The 16281-nt window shown below is 39.6% G+C and carries 20 protein-coding genes; 7 read left to right on the top strand and 13 right to left on the bottom strand.

Annotation, left to right across the window (positions count from 1 at the left end):
- Positions 1 to 370: hypothetical protein (locus HMPREF0023_RS03065; protein ID WP_005086949.1), on the bottom strand; the 370-nt coding region annotated here is incomplete at its 3' end.
- Between the two features lie 253 nt (positions 371 to 623).
- On the opposite strand from HMPREF0023_RS03065, the gene HMPREF0023_RS03060 reads away from it, so the two are divergent.
- A complete protein-coding gene (locus HMPREF0023_RS03060; RefSeq protein WP_008941180.1) occupies positions 624 to 1214 on the top strand; it encodes an NAD(P)H-dependent oxidoreductase in 591 nt (196 codons plus the stop codon).
- Positions 1215 to 1226: 12 nt separating this feature from the next.
- A complete protein-coding gene (locus tag HMPREF0023_RS03055; RefSeq protein ID WP_008941179.1) occupies positions 1227 to 1541 on the top strand; it encodes a putative quinol monooxygenase in 315 nt (104 codons plus the stop codon).
- Between the two features lie 259 nt (positions 1542 to 1800).
- On the opposite strand, the gene HMPREF0023_RS03050 is transcribed toward HMPREF0023_RS03055, so the two are convergent.
- The 3 genes from HMPREF0023_RS03050 to HMPREF0023_RS16660 all read right to left on the bottom strand — a co-directional run bounded on the left by HMPREF0023_RS03050 (position 1801) and on the right by HMPREF0023_RS16660 (position 4837).
- A complete protein-coding gene (locus HMPREF0023_RS03050; protein WP_017396724.1) occupies positions 1801 to 2565 on the bottom strand; it encodes a DNA polymerase beta superfamily protein in 765 nt (254 codons plus the stop codon).
- Between the two features lie 489 nt (positions 2566 to 3054).
- Positions 3055 to 4464 carry an FAD-binding oxidoreductase gene (locus HMPREF0023_RS03040; RefSeq protein WP_008941176.1) on the bottom strand — a complete coding sequence of 470 codons (1410 nt, stop codon included), beginning with the start codon at positions 4462 to 4464 and terminating at the stop codon, positions 3055 to 3057.
- Between the two features lie 196 nt (positions 4465 to 4660).
- Positions 4661 to 4837, bottom strand: a complete 177-nt coding sequence (locus HMPREF0023_RS16660; RefSeq protein WP_008941175.1) for a hypothetical protein — start codon at positions 4835 to 4837, stop codon at positions 4661 to 4663.
- Between HMPREF0023_RS16660 and serA the strand changes: the two genes are divergently transcribed.
- Entirely contained in the window at positions 4826 to 6058 is a 1233-nt protein-coding gene (gene serA / locus HMPREF0023_RS03035; protein WP_005086963.1) for a phosphoglycerate dehydrogenase, read from the top strand. The genes HMPREF0023_RS16660 and serA overlap by 12 nt on opposite strands.
- Positions 6059 to 6113: 55 nt before the next feature.
- Here serA and HMPREF0023_RS03030 read toward each other — a convergent pair whose 3' ends face one another.
- Positions 6114 to 6941: a M23 family metallopeptidase gene (locus HMPREF0023_RS03030; RefSeq protein ID WP_008941174.1), complete on the bottom strand. Its 828-nt coding sequence runs from the start codon at positions 6939 to 6941 to the stop codon at positions 6114 to 6116.
- Positions 6942 to 7369: 428 nt separating this feature from the next.
- Here HMPREF0023_RS03030 and HMPREF0023_RS03025 point away from each other — a divergent pair, with 428 nt between their 5' ends.
- Positions 7370 to 8251, top strand: coding sequence for an EamA family transporter (locus HMPREF0023_RS03025; protein ID WP_005086966.1), 882 nt, complete (start codon positions 7370 to 7372; stop codon positions 8249 to 8251).
- Positions 8248 to 9114 carry an EamA family transporter gene (locus tag HMPREF0023_RS03020; protein WP_005086968.1) on the top strand — a complete coding sequence of 289 codons (867 nt, stop codon included), beginning with the start codon at positions 8248 to 8250 and terminating at the stop codon, positions 9112 to 9114. Before HMPREF0023_RS03025 ends, HMPREF0023_RS03020 begins: the two co-directional genes overlap by 4 nt.
- Before the next feature lie 24 nt (positions 9115 to 9138).
- On the opposite strand, the gene HMPREF0023_RS03015 is transcribed toward HMPREF0023_RS03020, so the two are convergent.
- From HMPREF0023_RS03015 to truB, 3 genes are all read right to left on the bottom strand, one after another.
- Entirely contained in the window at positions 9139 to 9585 is a 447-nt protein-coding gene (locus HMPREF0023_RS03015; RefSeq protein WP_008941172.1) for a hemerythrin domain-containing protein, read from the bottom strand.
- Between the two features lie 146 nt (positions 9586 to 9731).
- Positions 9732 to 10502, bottom strand: coding sequence for a sulfite exporter TauE/SafE family protein (locus tag HMPREF0023_RS03010; protein ID WP_008941171.1), 771 nt, complete (start codon positions 10500 to 10502; stop codon positions 9732 to 9734).
- A gap of 11 nt (positions 10503 to 10513) precedes the next feature.
- Positions 10514 to 11407 (bottom strand): tRNA pseudouridine(55) synthase TruB, encoded by an 894-nt coding sequence (gene truB / locus HMPREF0023_RS03005; protein WP_008941170.1) that lies wholly within the window; start codon positions 11405 to 11407, stop codon positions 10514 to 10516.
- A gap of 136 nt (positions 11408 to 11543) precedes the next feature.
- Between truB and HMPREF0023_RS03000 the strand changes: the two genes are divergently transcribed.
- Positions 11544 to 12590, top strand: coding sequence for a lipase secretion chaperone (locus tag HMPREF0023_RS03000; protein ID WP_017396725.1), 1047 nt, complete (start codon positions 11544 to 11546; stop codon positions 12588 to 12590).
- A gap of 104 nt (positions 12591 to 12694) precedes the next feature.
- The gene (locus HMPREF0023_RS02995) at positions 12695 to 13669 is read left to right on the top strand and encodes an esterase/lipase family protein (RefSeq protein ID WP_008941167.1); all 975 of its coding nucleotides are present in this window, start codon (positions 12695 to 12697) and stop codon (positions 13667 to 13669) included.
- 62 nt (positions 13670 to 13731) lie between these two features.
- On the opposite strand, the gene rplS is transcribed toward HMPREF0023_RS02995, so the two are convergent.
- The 5 genes from rplS to HMPREF0023_RS02970 form a co-directional block, all read right to left on the bottom strand.
- Complete coding sequence (rplS, locus tag HMPREF0023_RS02990; protein ID WP_004641247.1) at positions 13732 to 14103, bottom strand: 50S ribosomal protein L19; 372 nt, start codon at positions 14101 to 14103, stop codon at positions 13732 to 13734.
- 134 nt (positions 14104 to 14237) lie between these two features.
- A complete protein-coding gene (gene trmD / locus HMPREF0023_RS02985; RefSeq protein WP_004641249.1) occupies positions 14238 to 14978 on the bottom strand; it encodes a tRNA (guanosine(37)-N1)-methyltransferase TrmD in 741 nt (246 codons plus the stop codon).
- Between the two features lie 45 nt (positions 14979 to 15023).
- Positions 15024 to 15572: a ribosome maturation factor RimM gene (rimM, locus tag HMPREF0023_RS02980; protein ID WP_004641251.1), complete on the bottom strand. Its 549-nt coding sequence runs from the start codon at positions 15570 to 15572 to the stop codon at positions 15024 to 15026.
- A gap of 18 nt (positions 15573 to 15590) precedes the next feature.
- Positions 15591 to 15848: a 30S ribosomal protein S16 gene (rpsP, locus tag HMPREF0023_RS02975; protein WP_004641253.1), complete on the bottom strand. Its 258-nt coding sequence runs from the start codon at positions 15846 to 15848 to the stop codon at positions 15591 to 15593.
- Between the two features lie 165 nt (positions 15849 to 16013).
- Positions 16014 to 16281, bottom strand: a 268-nt coding sequence (locus HMPREF0023_RS02970; RefSeq protein WP_081400239.1) for a competence protein ComE, incomplete at its 5' end; no start/stop codon positions are given.

The raw sequence follows: 16281 nt of genomic DNA, 5'->3' as shown, positions 1-16281 counted from the left end.
AAGGGCATAACTCAAATTGGAAGTTAGCTGTGTTCTCCCCTCTAGCACATTGATAACTTTGTTTCTTATTCACGATTTTCCACACCGTTTGATCACGTTTTAATTGATATTCTGTACGAATGGCAATCACAGAATCATCGAGTTGAGACTGTTCAACTGTCACTTGTGCTTCACTAGGATTTTCTGCACGATTAAATTGCTGATCTATTTTTAGATTACTGTCTTCATCAAATAAATTCGGCTGATCTGATAATACCGCATGCATCGCTGTGCTCGGTTTTGTATCCATTTGCTGTTGAGACGATTGCGTAGGTTGATTACATGCAGTCAAAAACAACCCTACCCCTAAGATCATACAAAGTTTATGCATTTTTCATTTTCCTCGTAAAAGTATCTATTTATGTTACCCCTTAGAAATAAATCGACTAGTCGTGATATGTATATATGCTGCAGATCCATGTTGTATTTACGATATAAGCGACTGAGAGCGAACTTGGAAGCAGCGTTCATCAAGCAATCGTTGATTTTTGGTCAATAGTATTTTGCTTATTTATACATTTTTACTCATGAATAGACGCTCTAGAATGCACTCAAGTTTTAGAAATCTATTTTTGAGTTACTCCATGAGCAATATTTTAATTATTAATGGTGCTAAACAATTCGCTCACTCAAATGGTGAATTGAATGACACCTTGACCGACTTTTCAGAATCACATTTAAAAAGCTTAGGTCATACGGTACAAGTAACACGTACTGACTGTGACTATGATATCCAAGCCGAAATAGCAAAATATCTATGGGCAGATGTAGTGATCTATCAAATGCCGGGTTGGTGGATGGGAGCGCCATGGACCATGAAAAAATACATTGACGATGTGTTTACGATTGGTCATGGCTCACTTTATGCCAGCGATGGACGTAGCCGTTCTGATGCTTCTAAAAAATATGGTTCAGGTGGTTTGATACAAGGTAAAAAGTACATGTTATCGCTCACATGGAATGCACCAATGGAAGCATTCACTGATCCTAATCAATTCTTTCACGGCGTGGGTGTAGATGGTGTGTATTTACCTTTCCATAAAGCCAATCAATTCTTGGGTATGGAATCACTCCCGACATTTATCGTAAATGATGTAATCAAAATGCCAAATGTCCCAAGCTATATCGAAGATTATAAAGCCCATTTAAATCAGTTTTTTACGAACACGAATTAAGAGAGAAATACGATGTTGACGATTATTGCTGAAATTCAGACACATACAGGCACAGAACACCGCCAAGCCGTTTTAGATGCTTTCCAAAAAATCATTCCAACAGTCTTAGCAGAAGAAGGTTGTCACGGTTATGCCCCATTGATTGATCATCTGCCAGCGATTGAAATGCAGTCACAAGATGAAAATAGCATTGTGATGTTAGAGCAATGGGAAAGTACCGCTCATCTTGAGGCACATATGCAAACGGCACATATGCTAAAGCATTTTGAAGCGACCAAAGCACATGTAGCTGATGTGAAAGTGCGTATTTTGGAAAGTGGGATTTAGAACAAAGATTGGTTATTTATCAAATCCTCATAAAATATATGATACTCGGTAATGTCATCTGCAACCTGCGTGATTTCAAGAAGATACTGTTTCTGCGATAGATTTTAATTAATGCAAGAAGTGAACAGGTTTTGCAGATGACAATGCCTTTGGTTACTTTGGGCAAAACCAAAGTAACTCCAGCCGAAGGCTAATCTTAAATATGAATGAGAACACAATACGACTCCGTCAAGACAAAGAAAAATATAAGCAAATGATTTTACTGATAATGATACTGCTTTAAATGGCGACTATATTCCGTTAAATAACGTTCTAAGTCCTCTCGACGATCAGCTTTTTGCATCTCTTTAGCGGCTAATTGCTCAATTTTGGTTTCCAATAAATTCAGAATAGCGGCTTGTTCCGCTTCAGGAAGTTGGGCTTTTTCTTTCTGCTGTTTTTTAATTTCTAAATAATCCTCTGCCCAATGACGTAATGGATCATTTGAATCAACTTGTGCAAATAAATCAGTGATCAATAATTCGGGCATCACTTCTTGGGATGCCAACTCTGCCGACATCAAACCACGAATCGAATAAAATACTTTTTTATAAGTAAAGTTTTCTGCGGTTTGCATCACTTTCATTCCACCTTTCGCCAGTGATAAGTAGTGATGATATAGCGCACTATAGTCAATTCGCTCAAGCAATCCATCTCGAAACGTTTGCCATTCTGGAAAGGCATTAAAATACACAATATGCGCTCTGACCCACTCCAAAACCGTGGGGTTACTTTTTGCCAGTAATCCAAACATTTTATCGAGATCATAAGAAACGAAATCAAAATTCCCATCCATGATCTCAATTAGGTCACGGTACTTTTTATAATCAAAATATTGGTCTTTACTCGGCAAATGAAAACCACGTACATCATAGTCGCTGTCAGGGCTAGCCATCCCCCATAAACGGCTACCACTTTCGATATAAAATAATGGTATGTCTTGGCGTTGTTGAAACAGTTTTTCGATTTCGTGATGGATGTTCATATTTCTCTCTAAGATTCGATTAAACGAGAATTTTATTATTTGTAACCTATCAATTTGATTCTCTACCCTTAATTTGTCCAATAAAAAATAGTATTTTTAATTTAATAGCTAAGTTAACCTATAACACATCAGTAAAATAGATAAGTCCTATCCGTTCATTGTTTAAGTTATGGAGCTCGTAATTCTTAAAGAAATTTAATTCTCCGTTATAACAAAGAAAATCTATTTCACAATGAATAAGCTCTTCTAATATCCATGAAGAGAAGTCTTTGAATATAAATGAACAAGAGTAAAATAGATTCCCAATTTTTACTCTCAACATAATACGCATACACTTTACATTATGTTCATTATAAAAATGATCAATATAGTCTCCATATACTTGATCACTCTCTAGATAAATATAAGCTTGAGTTTTCATATTGGTTTTATAAAAAAAGCGCATCTTACGATACGCTTTTAGCAGAACTTCTTTTATCTAATCAAGCATTAAAGATCAAATAATTTTCCTGGGTTCATAATCCCATTCGGGTCAAATGCCAGCTTCAATGCTTTCATATATTCAATTTCTTCAGGCGAACGAGAATACTCCAAATATGGCTTCTTGGTCATACCCACACCATGCTCGGCAGAAATCGAACCATCATATTTTTTCACGGTATCAAATACGTATTTATTCACCACCTGACACTTCGCAAAGAACTCATCTTTAGTTAAGTTTTCAGGTTTCAAAATATTTAAGTGTAAGTTACCGTCACCAATATGACCGAACCAGCAAATCTCAAAATCTGGATAGTTATCAGCAACAATTGCATCAATTTCTTTGATAAATGCTGGTACATGCGTAATCAGCACTGAAATATCATTCTTATATGGAATAAACGGTGCAATAGACTCAGAAATATCTTCACGTAAACGCCATAAGCTTTGTGCTTGATCAAGGCTTTGGCTCATCACACCATCAATCACCCAGCCCTGCTCCATGCAATGCTCAAAAATCTGCATGGCATTGTCCATGATCGGCTCATACGGCGCTTCAAATTCCAGTAACACATAAAATGGCGCTTGTGTTTCAAATGGACGCTGTACATGACCGCGATCCAAAACTTTCTGCATTGCCACTTCACCAAAAAACTCGAATGCGGTTAAGTCGATTTCTTTTTGGAACGCATGCAATACTGGCATCACTGCCTCAAAATCAGGTGTACCCAAAACCATCACTTGCAAGTTTTGTGGTTGACGCTCTAGCTTAATTTCAGCTTCAGTGATCAGACCTAATGTGCCCTCACCACCGATAAATAAATGCTGTAAGGCATAACCTGTCGCATTTTTAATCATGCCTTTGTTTAAGCGTAAAATGTCACCTTTACCCGTAACAACTGTTAAGCCAAGTACCCAGTTACGAGTCATACCGTATTTGATGACTTTGATCCCGCCTGCATTAGTACCAATGTTCCCACCGATCTGGCTTGAACCCGCTGATGCGAAATCCACTGGATAGTACATGCCTTGTTCTTCGGCATAATTCTGTAGTTGCTCAGTCACCACACCCGCTTGGACGCGTACCATACGATCTGCTGGGAAGAACTCCAAGATCTGATTCATCTTGTCAAAGCTAATCACGATCTCGCCATTGCTTGCCACCGCACCAGCCGAAAGTCCTGTACGACCGCCTGATGGGGTAATTGCGACATTAAATTGGTTGGCAAGTTTGACAACAGACTGAACTTGTTCAGTGCTTGAAGGAAAAACGATGACTGATGGGTTCGGATCAAAATGTTTAGTATGATCTCGTCCCCAATTTTCCAAGCTATCGGCATCGGTTTTTATACGGTTTTCACCCACAATTGCCGTTAATTGGGTCAATAACTCAGGGGTTAAAGCGACTGAAGCATTCATCGTTTATAGGCCTAGCAAGAAGTAAATATAGGGCATTTGAATCACGACATTATTTTTCTAATCTTGAGAAAAATGAAGATGATGTGATAACTCAAATATAGCAACACTACAGAACAGCTCAAACCCGTTTATATTCAGGTGAGCGCATTAGGTCTATCCATTTTACATCGAAGCGCGCATTGGATAAAGCATTGCATCAAGATACTGTATCGTACAAGGTTGAACCTGAAAATGAGTCAACATTTCCATGAAAAATGATCAGTATTTCGATGCCCCAATTTGCAATCAAATCGCCCTCATTTTGATCAAACATGTTATGATACGGCGATTTAAAACCGACCTGATATAGCGTAGAGCCGTTATGAGCCAACATCTATCACTCCCTAAAGATAAAATCCGTTTTCTATTGTTAGAGGGCGTTCATCAAAACGCTATCGATACTTTAAACGCTGCGGGTTATACCAATATCGATTACCACAAAACTGCACTTGAAGGCGACGCATTAAAAGCAGCTGTCAAAGATGCGCACTTTATTGGTATTCGTTCGCGTACTCAATTGACTGAAGAGATCTTTGAATCAGCGAATAAATTGATTGCGGTAGGTTGTTTCTGTATCGGTACAAACCAAGTCGATTTAAAAGCAGCGATGTCGCGTGGTATCCCTGTTTTCAACGCACCATATTCAAATACACGTTCAGTTGCTGAACTCGTTCTAGCTGAAACTATTTTATTACTTCGCCGTGTTCCTGAAAAATCAAAAGTTACACATGCTGGCGGTTGGGATAAATCAGCTGTTGGTTCGTATGAAACTCGTGGCAAAACTTTAGGTATTGTCGGTTACGGTTCAATTGGTTCACAACTTTCTGTTTTAGCTGAAAGCTTGGGTATGAAAGTCATCTATTTTGATGCTGTAACTAAATTACCTTTAGGTAATGCTCGTCAAGTTGGTTCTATGGATGAACTTTTAGCAACTGCTGACGTAGTTTCATTACATGTTCCAGATGTACCATCTACACGTAACTTCTTCAAGAAAGAACAGTTTGCAAAAATGAAACAAGGTTCGATCTTCTTAAATGCAGCACGTGGTACATGTGTTGTTATTGAAGATCTTGCAGATGCGATTAAATCAGGCCACCTTGCAGGTGCAGCGGTTGACGTATTCCCGAAAGAGCCTAAAGCGAATGGTGAAGAGTTTGTTTCACCACTACGTGGTTTAGACAACGTGATCTTGACTCCACACGTTGGTGGTTCAACCATGGAAGCGCAAGCGAACATTGGTTTAGAAGTAGCTGAGAAATTTGTTGCATATTCAGACAAAGGTATGACGCTTTCTGCGGTGAACTTCCCTGAAATCGCATTACCGCTTTCTGATGGTCAACACCGTTTACTTCACATCCACAAAAACGTGCCAGGTGTATTGTCTAAGATCAACACCTTATTCGCTGAACAAGGCATCAATATCTCTGGTCAGTCATTAATGACTAAAGGCGATATCGGTTACTTGGTGATGGATGTAGATGCATCTGCATCTCAAGAAGCTTTGGATACGCTACACAATGTAGAAGGTACAATTCGCGTACGTGTATTGTTCTAAGTCCATTGACTACAAAAAAATCACAGCATTAGCTGTGATTTTTTTTGCTCAACGATTAAGGACAGTTTGGAATAACGACACCACTGTTATCTTTGGCTTCATCATTACCCCAACGCGATAACATATATGCTGAAACCCATTGATTGGTCGGTCCAACATCTAAATCTGTTTTTAACCACCAGTGGTTCCACTGCGTACCTGTCGAGTTCTGAACCTTTGGTCCCCAAACCTTACAATACACATAATGAGTACCTTTATATAACGTTCCTGTAATCGTGCCACCCGGACTAGAACGTCCATTGGCATCCGCCCATGTGTCTACCCAATATTTATTGCCACTTGGTGGCGGTGGTGGAGGTGTCGTACCACCACAACCATTATCACTGGTGAGAACTCTTTGCCCATAACTTCCTGGATAAGGGGCAAGCGAGTTTCCATTAATCACAATGCTTTGTGCTGTGCTATTTAAGCGTTGCTCATAATGTAAATGTGGTCCTGTGCTTTGCCCTGTACTTCCTACAGTGCCAATTTGTTGACCCTGACCAATCGAAGCTCCCGCACTGACATGAATGGCATTTAAATGAAAATAATGAGTTGACCAACCATTTCCATGATTGATCACCACCATATTACCTGCACCACCATTCCAACCGATTGAGCTTACCGATACAGTTCCACCAGCAGAAGCAAGCACAGCTGCTCCTGATGTCGCACCATTATCCCAGCGCACAAAATCTAAAGCATTATAGTTGTGACCTGGGTAAGTGCTATAACTCCAAGTTTGACCACAGGCAAAAGGTGCTTTAAAGGCAGGTGCAGCGTATGCCGCAAAAGGAATAAATGTAACGATACCGATGGCAAAAACTTGTTTTAGTTTCAACATCTTATTATCTCCATAATTATTATTTCATTTATTTAAGTATTGTCAGTTTTACTACTTTTCAGGGTCTATAACGCCCCCAAGTTTTATAGCAGAGATACAGAAAGCTTTGTTTAGTGATCTGACGAACTGCATCGACTCTCACGACTATTCACACGAATTTAGAAGATTAAACACTTCATCAAACTTGGAGTTAGAATCCAATGAATCTGAATATGTATGAGAGTTATTCGTAAAATAGGATCAATAAAATCTGAGCGATAAAATGATATAAATAAATAATTATTAAAAAGAACCTTAAAACTTATTTAATAATTAAAACAGTCATCATCGCAACTTCAAAATCAATAAAATTATGCTCGTTTCACAACCAATCTTGAGATAAAATTAAATTATTATGTGAAAATTACACCAACTTGATTGATGATTAAATGTCCAATTCTTCTCTAAAGTCACCACTCTATGCCATAGCATTATTGATGCTTGCAATGATTTGCGTTCAAGGCAGTGGTTCTTTAGCAAAAATTTTATTCCAAAGTTTCCCAGTTTTGACCGTTTCTGCGATGCGTTTATGTTTAGGTGCAATCATTTTGGCGGTAATTTTCAAAGTTTGGACTATTAACTTTCGTGCAGTCCGCTGGAAAGCGATCTTGAGCTATGGTATTGCTTTGGCTGGAATGAATGGATTGTTCTACTTATCGCTAGAGCGACTTCCTCTCGGGATTGCCGTTGCTTTTGAATTTATTGGACCTTTAAGCGTCGCGCTCTATCATGCGCGCCAAAAATATGACTTTATTTGGGTTGGCTGTGCCATTTTAGGCTTGATTCTCTTATTTCCATTGCAACAGGCTCAGCATAGTCTTGATCTTATTGGCGTATTCTTTGCCGTCAGTGCAGGTGCATGTTGGGCACTCTATATTATTGCAGGACAAAAGCCTTCAGGTATTTCTGGCAATCATACCGTCTGTCTTGGAATGAGCATCGGTATGCTGTGTTTGCTGCCTTTTGCAGTATTTTCTGGTGCAATTGATCGTGTTTTTGAACTGCCAAATCTGTATTATTTTATTGGGCTTGCAATTCTCGCCAGTGCCTTGCCATTCTCCTTAGAAATGATTGCTTTGCGCAATCTAACGCCTTTGAGTTTTGGTACATTAATGAGCTTAGAACCTGCAGTTGCGGCGCTTTCAGGTTTTGTATTTTTAGGTGAAAAATTATTGTGGAATCAATGGCTCGCCTTAACCACCATTATCATCGCCTCCATCGGTTGTACTTTTACCATGCAACGCGCTCGACAACAAAAAGAGGCTAAATGAAAAATCTCCAATTGGTTGCTGTGCTTTACATGGTGTTGTCCATGGTGGCTTATCAAATCAGCGCGTCATTTGCTAAACAGCTGATCACAACACTTGACCCCCTCACTGTGACGATTTTAAGGCTGAGCTTTGCAACGATCATCGTGGCAATCATGTTTCGGTCTTGGACTATCATTTCCAAGCTCAAACACCTGAAATGGCGAGATTTACTGCTTTATACAGCATCCTTAGGCTGTATGAATATTTTATTTTACACTTCTCTGGGCAAGCTTCCTCAAGGCATTGCTGTAGGTTTAGAGTTCATTGGACCGCTAGGGTTAGCATTGCTTTCAATCAAACAACGCAGTGATTATCTTTGGGTCGCATTTGCAATTTTAGGCATTGCCTTAATGGTCCCTTGGCATGATGCCAACCAACATAATTTCTCTTATTTTGGTGCTGCTTGCGCTGTAGGTGCGGGGATTTTTTGGGCCTTATATATTTACTACGGACATCGAGTCGCGCAACAAAATATAGGAATGCATGCATTAACGATTGCCATCGCATTATCTGCCTTGACCTTATTGCCATTTGGTTTATGGAATAATGCGCCTGTTCTTCTAGATACCCAATATTGGGGTAAAGCTCTCGTGATTGCGATCCTTGCAACAGCGATTCCGTATGCGCTCGATCTAATGGCATTGAAACGTTTAAGTAAACTGAGTTACGGGACATTGACCAGTCTAGCGCCTGCTTTAGCGGCATTGGCGGGATTGGTCATTCTCCATGAGCAAATCAGCCTGATTCAGTGGGTTGCCTTGTTTTGTATTATGATCGCATCCATTGGTGTGACCTTACGTGGAGAGAAATCTCCAGCCCCGTAAGGTCACAATAGCGTCTTTTTGACCTCAAGCTGTTTCGGTTTTATATTTTTTATACTCCGCAAGATATTGTTTACCTAATTTTTCTTTTTCAGCATCTGCCAAGATTTTTCCAGCTTGCTGGAAAAATTTATGTTCTTCTTCTTTTAAATGATGATGTACCTTTTCACTTAATTGTTTTGCAGTTGCCAACCAGCTTGGACTACTCATATCTGTTTCTTCAAGTGTCTCGACTAATTCATCCATTTCATGATGTTCAGCCAAGGCATGACGCGTAATATCCAAACCTCCATCATCAAACATCAGTGGAATATATAAATAACGATCTTCTGCAACTGAATGCGCATAGAGTTCATTCTTCAACAAATCAAAAAGTTCTTTACGCTCCTCACTATGCCCGCTGGTTTCAACTAATTTTTTTGCAAGTGAACGTTGCTTATCATGACTTTCTCGTAGTGCTTCAAATATATTCATTCTTCACCTCTAAAATTGGCTAACAACCACAATACGAGACATATCTCGATACTGTGGAACTTGGCTAGAATCTCATCTTAGAAAGTGTGCGTTTTTTAGACAGCATCATTTAAGTATGTTTTTGTTGTCAAACTTTATCTTTTGAGTCAAACCGCAACAATAATCTGATATCCCAAACGGCAAATTAAGATACTCACTAAAATCAAAAATAAGATACGAATAAAACCACTACCATATTTTAACGCCAAACGAACACCGAGTAATGAACCCGCAATATTGGCAACCGCCATCATCAAACCCAATGTAAACAGCACATGACCTGTGGGGACAAAAAAGCTGAGTGCAGCGAGATTGGTCATAAAATTGCCAATCTTCGACAAGGCTGAAGCATGTAAAAAATCAACTTGTAGAAAGCGAATGAAAAAGAAAATAAAGAAGCTACCCGTCCCTGGGCCAAAGATACCGTCATAGAAACCAATTGCTAAGCTTCCGATCGCAGCGAACATAAGCAGCTTCGGTGTAATCCGCTGATCGACATGCACTTGCCCAAATTGCTTTTTCATCAAAGTATAGACTGCAATCACAATCAACATGATCAAAACAAAGGGTCTTAGAATATGTGTCGGAATCATTGAGACACATGCCGCTCCTGCAAACGAGCTGACAAATGCAAAAATTGCTATCACCAACAATAGTGGCCATTTCAATTTTACTCGTCGTACAAATGAAAAAGCAGCTGAAGCAGTGCCGCAAATCGAAGCGAGTTTATTGGTTCCAAAAATCGTGGCAGGTGCGGTTTGAGGTAGTGCCCCCATCAATGCAGGAATTTGAATCAATCCACCACCACCAACGGCAGCATCAATCGTCCCCGCACAAAAAGCAAAGAAGACTAAGCTGAGAATGAGTTCCCATTCCATGGAGCAAGACCTTATAAGTTGAGTAAGCGTTTTGGTACAAGACGTTTTTTATCAGTAATTTCAGCTAAACCTAAACAACGCTCTCCATCAAAAACTAACACCTCAGCTACAGCCTCATGATTAATATTGCTTTCTTGACCATTACCAAAATATTTTTCACGTCCTTCTGGTAATTGAACACGTGGAAAATGTTCTACAGGTGCATACACTGGAAGCAATAATGCATCCCGTTGTTCTTGTGACAAACTTTCTAAATACTCAATGGTATAGTCTGGATTAATTTCAAAATGACCCGTCTGAGTACGATGTAAATACGTCAAATGACCACCGCAACCCAAAGCTTCACCTATATCCTCTCCAAGTACACGGATATAAGTCCCTTTTGAACAGGTCACATCTAAAGTTAAACTATCTTCAGTAAAACTCAGCAAAGTTAGATCATAAATCGTGACAGGACGCGCTGCTCGTTCAATCTCAATACCCTGACGCGCCAACTCATATAAAGGGCGGCCTTCTCGTTTCAATGCAGAATACATCGGAGGCACTTGCTGAATATCACCACGAAATTGAGCCAAAACCTGTTCTATACTTTCACGAGTCAAAAGCGGAACATTTCGCTTTTGCAGAATATCACCTTCGATATCACCTGTGGTTGTGGTTTGTCCAAGCTTTACCGTCGTTTGATAACGTTTGGTTGAATCCAATAAATAATGAGAAAATTTGGTTGCTTCCCCTAAACAAATCGGCAATAAACCTGTTGCTAATGGATCTAAAGCACCTGTATGTCCTGCTTTTTGTGCATTAAAAAGTCGACGTACTTTTTGCAATGCTCCATTTGAACTCATCCCTATTGGCTTATTTAAAAGAAATACACCACTCAAATGACGATAAGCACTTTTTTTCATAAATAAAAAGTCGAAATACAAAGATACATTTTATCAAAACTATTCATTAATTTTTTAAAAATAACTGTTCAAAAAAAAATCAATCATGCTAGACTCTTTTCGCTTTCGAAAACAAAAGAAAAATGGATGCGGTTTTATGAATAAGAAAGGAAACAAAACGATCATCTACGCTGGACTCATACTCAGTTCCATTTTATGTATCGTCTTTATTTATTGGTTCTATCCGAAGTCCGAAAACTATTCAGTAAATATAACATCGTCTTCTGAAAATCAATCTAGTCAACACGTTCAGCAACTCAATTCACACAATAATTTAGCCCAAACATTACTTGGATTTCAAAGCTCAAGCCAGACAGACACAGAAACCAATTGTCAGTTGCAATTTAATGCCTCAAAAAAATTGATCATAAATGAACAAATGCGAAACTGTTTCGAATATTTCCTATCACAGTATGGAGAAAGAAATATCACAGAAATTCGCAAGAATTTTCAACTTTATTTAGAACATCATTTTCAATCAGCACAACAAGAGCAAATCTTAGCACTTTGGTCTCGTTATTTAGATTACCGCGAAGCACTGAGCCAGCTACAAATACATGAAACAGCGAAGGAAAACTATCGCTATTTCCAAGCAGCTTTTCACGCCATACAAGATCTAAAACAACGCTTCTTTTCTACCACAGAAATAGAGGGGTTATTCGGCACAGAAGATGAATATCAACAATACGCTCTCGATCGTATGCAAATTTTAGAGAATAACTCGCTAGATACGTCAACTAAAGCCCAATTACTCCAAGAGCGTTTTGAACAACTTCCTCAAGACTGGCAAGAAAATATTAAAGATTTATCTAGATTAGAAGATTTGCGTGCATTAACAGCACAAATTAAAGCCCGCAATGGTTCACCACAAGAATTACGTGATATGCGTCTTCATTTAGTTGGCGAAGCAGCAACTCAACGCTTAGAACAACTTGATCAACAAAGATCAGTATGGAAGCAACAAGTACAATCCTATTTAGAAGAACGTAAAACCATCATCGATAGCAATATGAGTGCATCTGCCAAGACTCAAGCAATTCAACGGCTCAAACAACAACAATTCAAATCCACACAAGAACAACAACGCCTACAAACATTTGAAACGATCTATGATCAAGGAGGGACACTACCATTTAGTTATTAAAAAACAAGCACAAGACATTGAAAGATCATCAAAGGACAACGATGCAATGTCGAATTCAAATAAATCATTAAAGACCCAATTTAGGAATTTTAAAAGAGAATAAAATGCAAAATTTAATTCGTTATCTTGCTTTAACTGTAATGACCATCGGTATCTCAACAAGCTATGCTTCAAATGCGACCCAAGTCAAAAGCAGCTTTGTTATTTCAGACTATGCAAAAACCAAATATCCCATTGTTTTTGTCCATGGTGTCGCGGGCTTTTCCCGTGTAGGTAGTGACCCGATGGGGGTCGATTATTGGCATCAGATCTTACCCAATATTGCAAGAAATGGCGGCAATGTTTGGGCTGCCCGTTTATCCCCATTTAACTCAAATGAAGTTCGTGGTGAGCAACTCTTACAGCAAACTGAAGAGATTTTAGCGATTACAGGCCAATCCAAAGTGAACTTTATCGCTCATAGCCAAGGCGGACCAACTTCCCGCTATGTTGCAGCGATGCTTCCTGAAAGTGTAGCGTCTATAACTAGTGTGAGTGGCACTCATAAAGGCTCACCTGTTGCTAGTCTTTTAATGAAAAGTACGGGAACCATGTTTGGTGATGCGAGTATTGCCTTGACTAATTTCTTCTCAGCGGCAACTGTTTGGGCCCAAGGACTTGATCCCAAAAGCTACCCTCATGATGCTGAGGCAGCTGGACAAAGTATTTCTGTGGAAGGTTCAGAAAAGTTCAATGCTCAATATCCAATGGGCGTTCCAACGACTGCTTGTGGAGAAGGTAGCTATCAAGAACAAGGAATTTATATGTATTCCTTTTCTGGCGTTCAAGCCGCGACCAATATTCTTGATCCACTTGACCCAATATTTATCGGTGGCAGCCTGATTGTTGATCCTAAAGGAGATAACGATGGCATGGTCAGCCGTTGCAGTGCGAAATTTGGTCGCACTATACGTGATAATCTGCCATGGAACCACGCGGATGAAGTCAATCATGTAATGGGATTAAAAGCACTGTTTGCACCTGATCCCGTTGATATCTACCGTCAACATGCTAATCGTCTTAAATTACAAGGACTGTAAAATAAGAGGTATAAAAAAATGCGCCAATTGGCGCATTTTTATGCTTTACAACAAAGTTAAAATTAACCTTGTTTACGAGCTGGTAATTTCTCACGAATACGTGCAGCTTTACCAGACAACTCGCGTAGGTAGTAAAGTTTAGCACGACGAACGTCACCACGACGTTTCACTTCGATTTTAGCAACAATTGGAGAGTGAGTTTGGAAAACACGCTCAACACCAACACCGCTAGAAATTTTACGAACTGTGAAAGCTGAGTTTAAACCACGATTTTTCTTCGCGATTACAACACCTTCAAATGCTTGAAGACGCTCACGATCACCCTCTTTTACTTTAACCTGAACAACAACTGTGTCACCAGGAGCAAAAGCAGGGATATCAGTTTTTAACTGTGCATTTTCAACAGCTTGAACTAAAGGATGTTTACCACTCATTGTGGAATCTCCAATATGTGCGGGAGAGAAGAGGTCTCTTACACCGCTGAGGATAGAGGCTAAGCGCATATCTCTCGTTTAACTTTCCCTTTAAAGCAGAATGCCTTAAAGAGCCTATTTATACTTAAATAACTTTAAGTATCTAAACTTTTTAGCCATTTTTTTTGCTGTTTGGTCAGCTCAACTTTTTCCACCAATTCTGGTCGACGATCTAAAGTTCGCTGATAACGCTGCAAAAAACGCCATTTCTCAATATTGGCATGATGTCCTGATTTTAGTACTTCAGGGACATCCAAACCTTCGAAATGGTCTGGCTTTGTATATTGTGGACAATCCAATAAACCATCCACAAAAGAATCTTGAACTGCAGATTGTTCGTCAGACATAACATTCGGCAAACGACGAATAATACTATCCAACAACACCATCGCAGGTAATTCACCGCCCGATAAAACGTAATCTCCAATTGACCATTCTTGATCAACATAATGCTGGATTAAACGCTCATCAACACCCTCATAACGTCCACACAATACAATCAAACCATCATAATCAACGAATTGTTGTACTGCTTGTTCATTTAAGGTTTTGCCTTGTGGTGACATATACACCACTGGAGCATGAACACAGCCTGCTTGCGCTGCAAGTTGTTTAGCATGGGTAATTGCTTTCGCGAGTGGCTCAGCCATCATCACCATACCAGGACCACCACCGAACGGACGTTCATCCACTCGTCTATAGTTGCCCTCTGCAAAATCTCGAGGATTTATACAAGAGACTTGTACAATCTCTTTTTTTACAGCTCGACCGCTAATCCCGTACGCTGTAATCGCTGCAAACATTTCAGGAAATAATGTGATGACTGCAAAAAACACCGCAGACTCCTCTATTTTCCTGCTGCGCTACAACTCTATCAAGAGTTAGTAATCTACGCCCCAATTGACGTAAATGCGACCCGCTTCAAGATCAACACGTTGTACTACATCTTTATGCCAAGGAATCATTCGCTCTTCGGCATCAATACTGTCCGGTGTCGCTTTGACCACCATGACATCATTGGCACCCGTTTCAAAAAGCTCAAAGATTTGACCGAGATTAACTTCCTGTTCATCCTCACCAAGACCAAACACAGTTAAGCCTTTAAGATCAGACCAGTAGTACTCGTCCACATCCGCTTTAGGAAGCTGAGATTTAGCAATCCAGATATTGGCACCGACTAAGTTTTCTGCACCAGTGCGATCAATCACACCTTTGAGCGAAACTACTAGGCCTTTACCATGTGGTTTCCAACGTTTTACATCGATGGTTTGCCAACCTGCCTTGGTCTCAATGTACCAAGGAAGGTAGTCAAACATATTGCTCATAGGCTCAGTATTTGAGTAAACCCAGAGCCACCCATTCAGTCCATATGCTGAACGTAACTGTCCAATCTGAATACGATCTTCGGGTACATTCTGTGTTGCTGTCATGGGTTACCTACTACAAGCTTATGCAGTAGCTGCAGCTTTTTTAGCTTGAGCAGCTAAAGAAGCAACACGCTCAGAAGGTTGAGCACCTTGTGAAATCCAGTGTGCAAAACGGTCAGCATCTAAACGAACTTTTTCAGCTTTACCTTGTGCAGTTGGGTTAAAGAAACCAATACGCTCGATGAAACGACCATCACGTGCATTACGGCTATCAGTAACAACGATTTGATAGAATGGACGTTTTTTTGCACCACCGCGCGCTAAACGAATAACAACCATGAGAACAACCTTATAGTTTTTACGGATTATCCCTGCGCCGACCATCGACAGCATTTCAAACCCCTTTAATAGAGGGCGATATTCTACGTTAAATTTACACTGAATGAAAGATTAAATATTAAGTTATCCGCAGCTTTGAATTTAAATCGCTGAAATCTAAATTTATTACCACTCTTCTGAAGCTAAACCACAACTTTGATTGGTGATATTGGCAGGTGTTTTGGTCTTACATTTTAGACCAGTGCTGGTCATAAGTAAGGAGTAATTACGTGGATTTTGGCTTTCAGCCTTAAGTGACCAAGTCTGTGAATCAACCGTTAAAATCAAGGTAAATTTTTGCTTACCACTCGATGCATTTAAAGGTAAAAGCAACATGGTTTTGGTTGCATTATCCACATCTGCATAGGGTCCTTCATTGCGCACAGGATCTCTT

It is taken from the genome of Acinetobacter sp. ATCC 27244 (assembly GCF_000156555.1).
GTDB classification, from domain to species: domain Bacteria; phylum Pseudomonadota; class Gammaproteobacteria; order Pseudomonadales; family Moraxellaceae; genus Acinetobacter; species Acinetobacter haemolyticus.
This window is presented reverse-complemented; position numbering and strand designations above follow the sequence as displayed.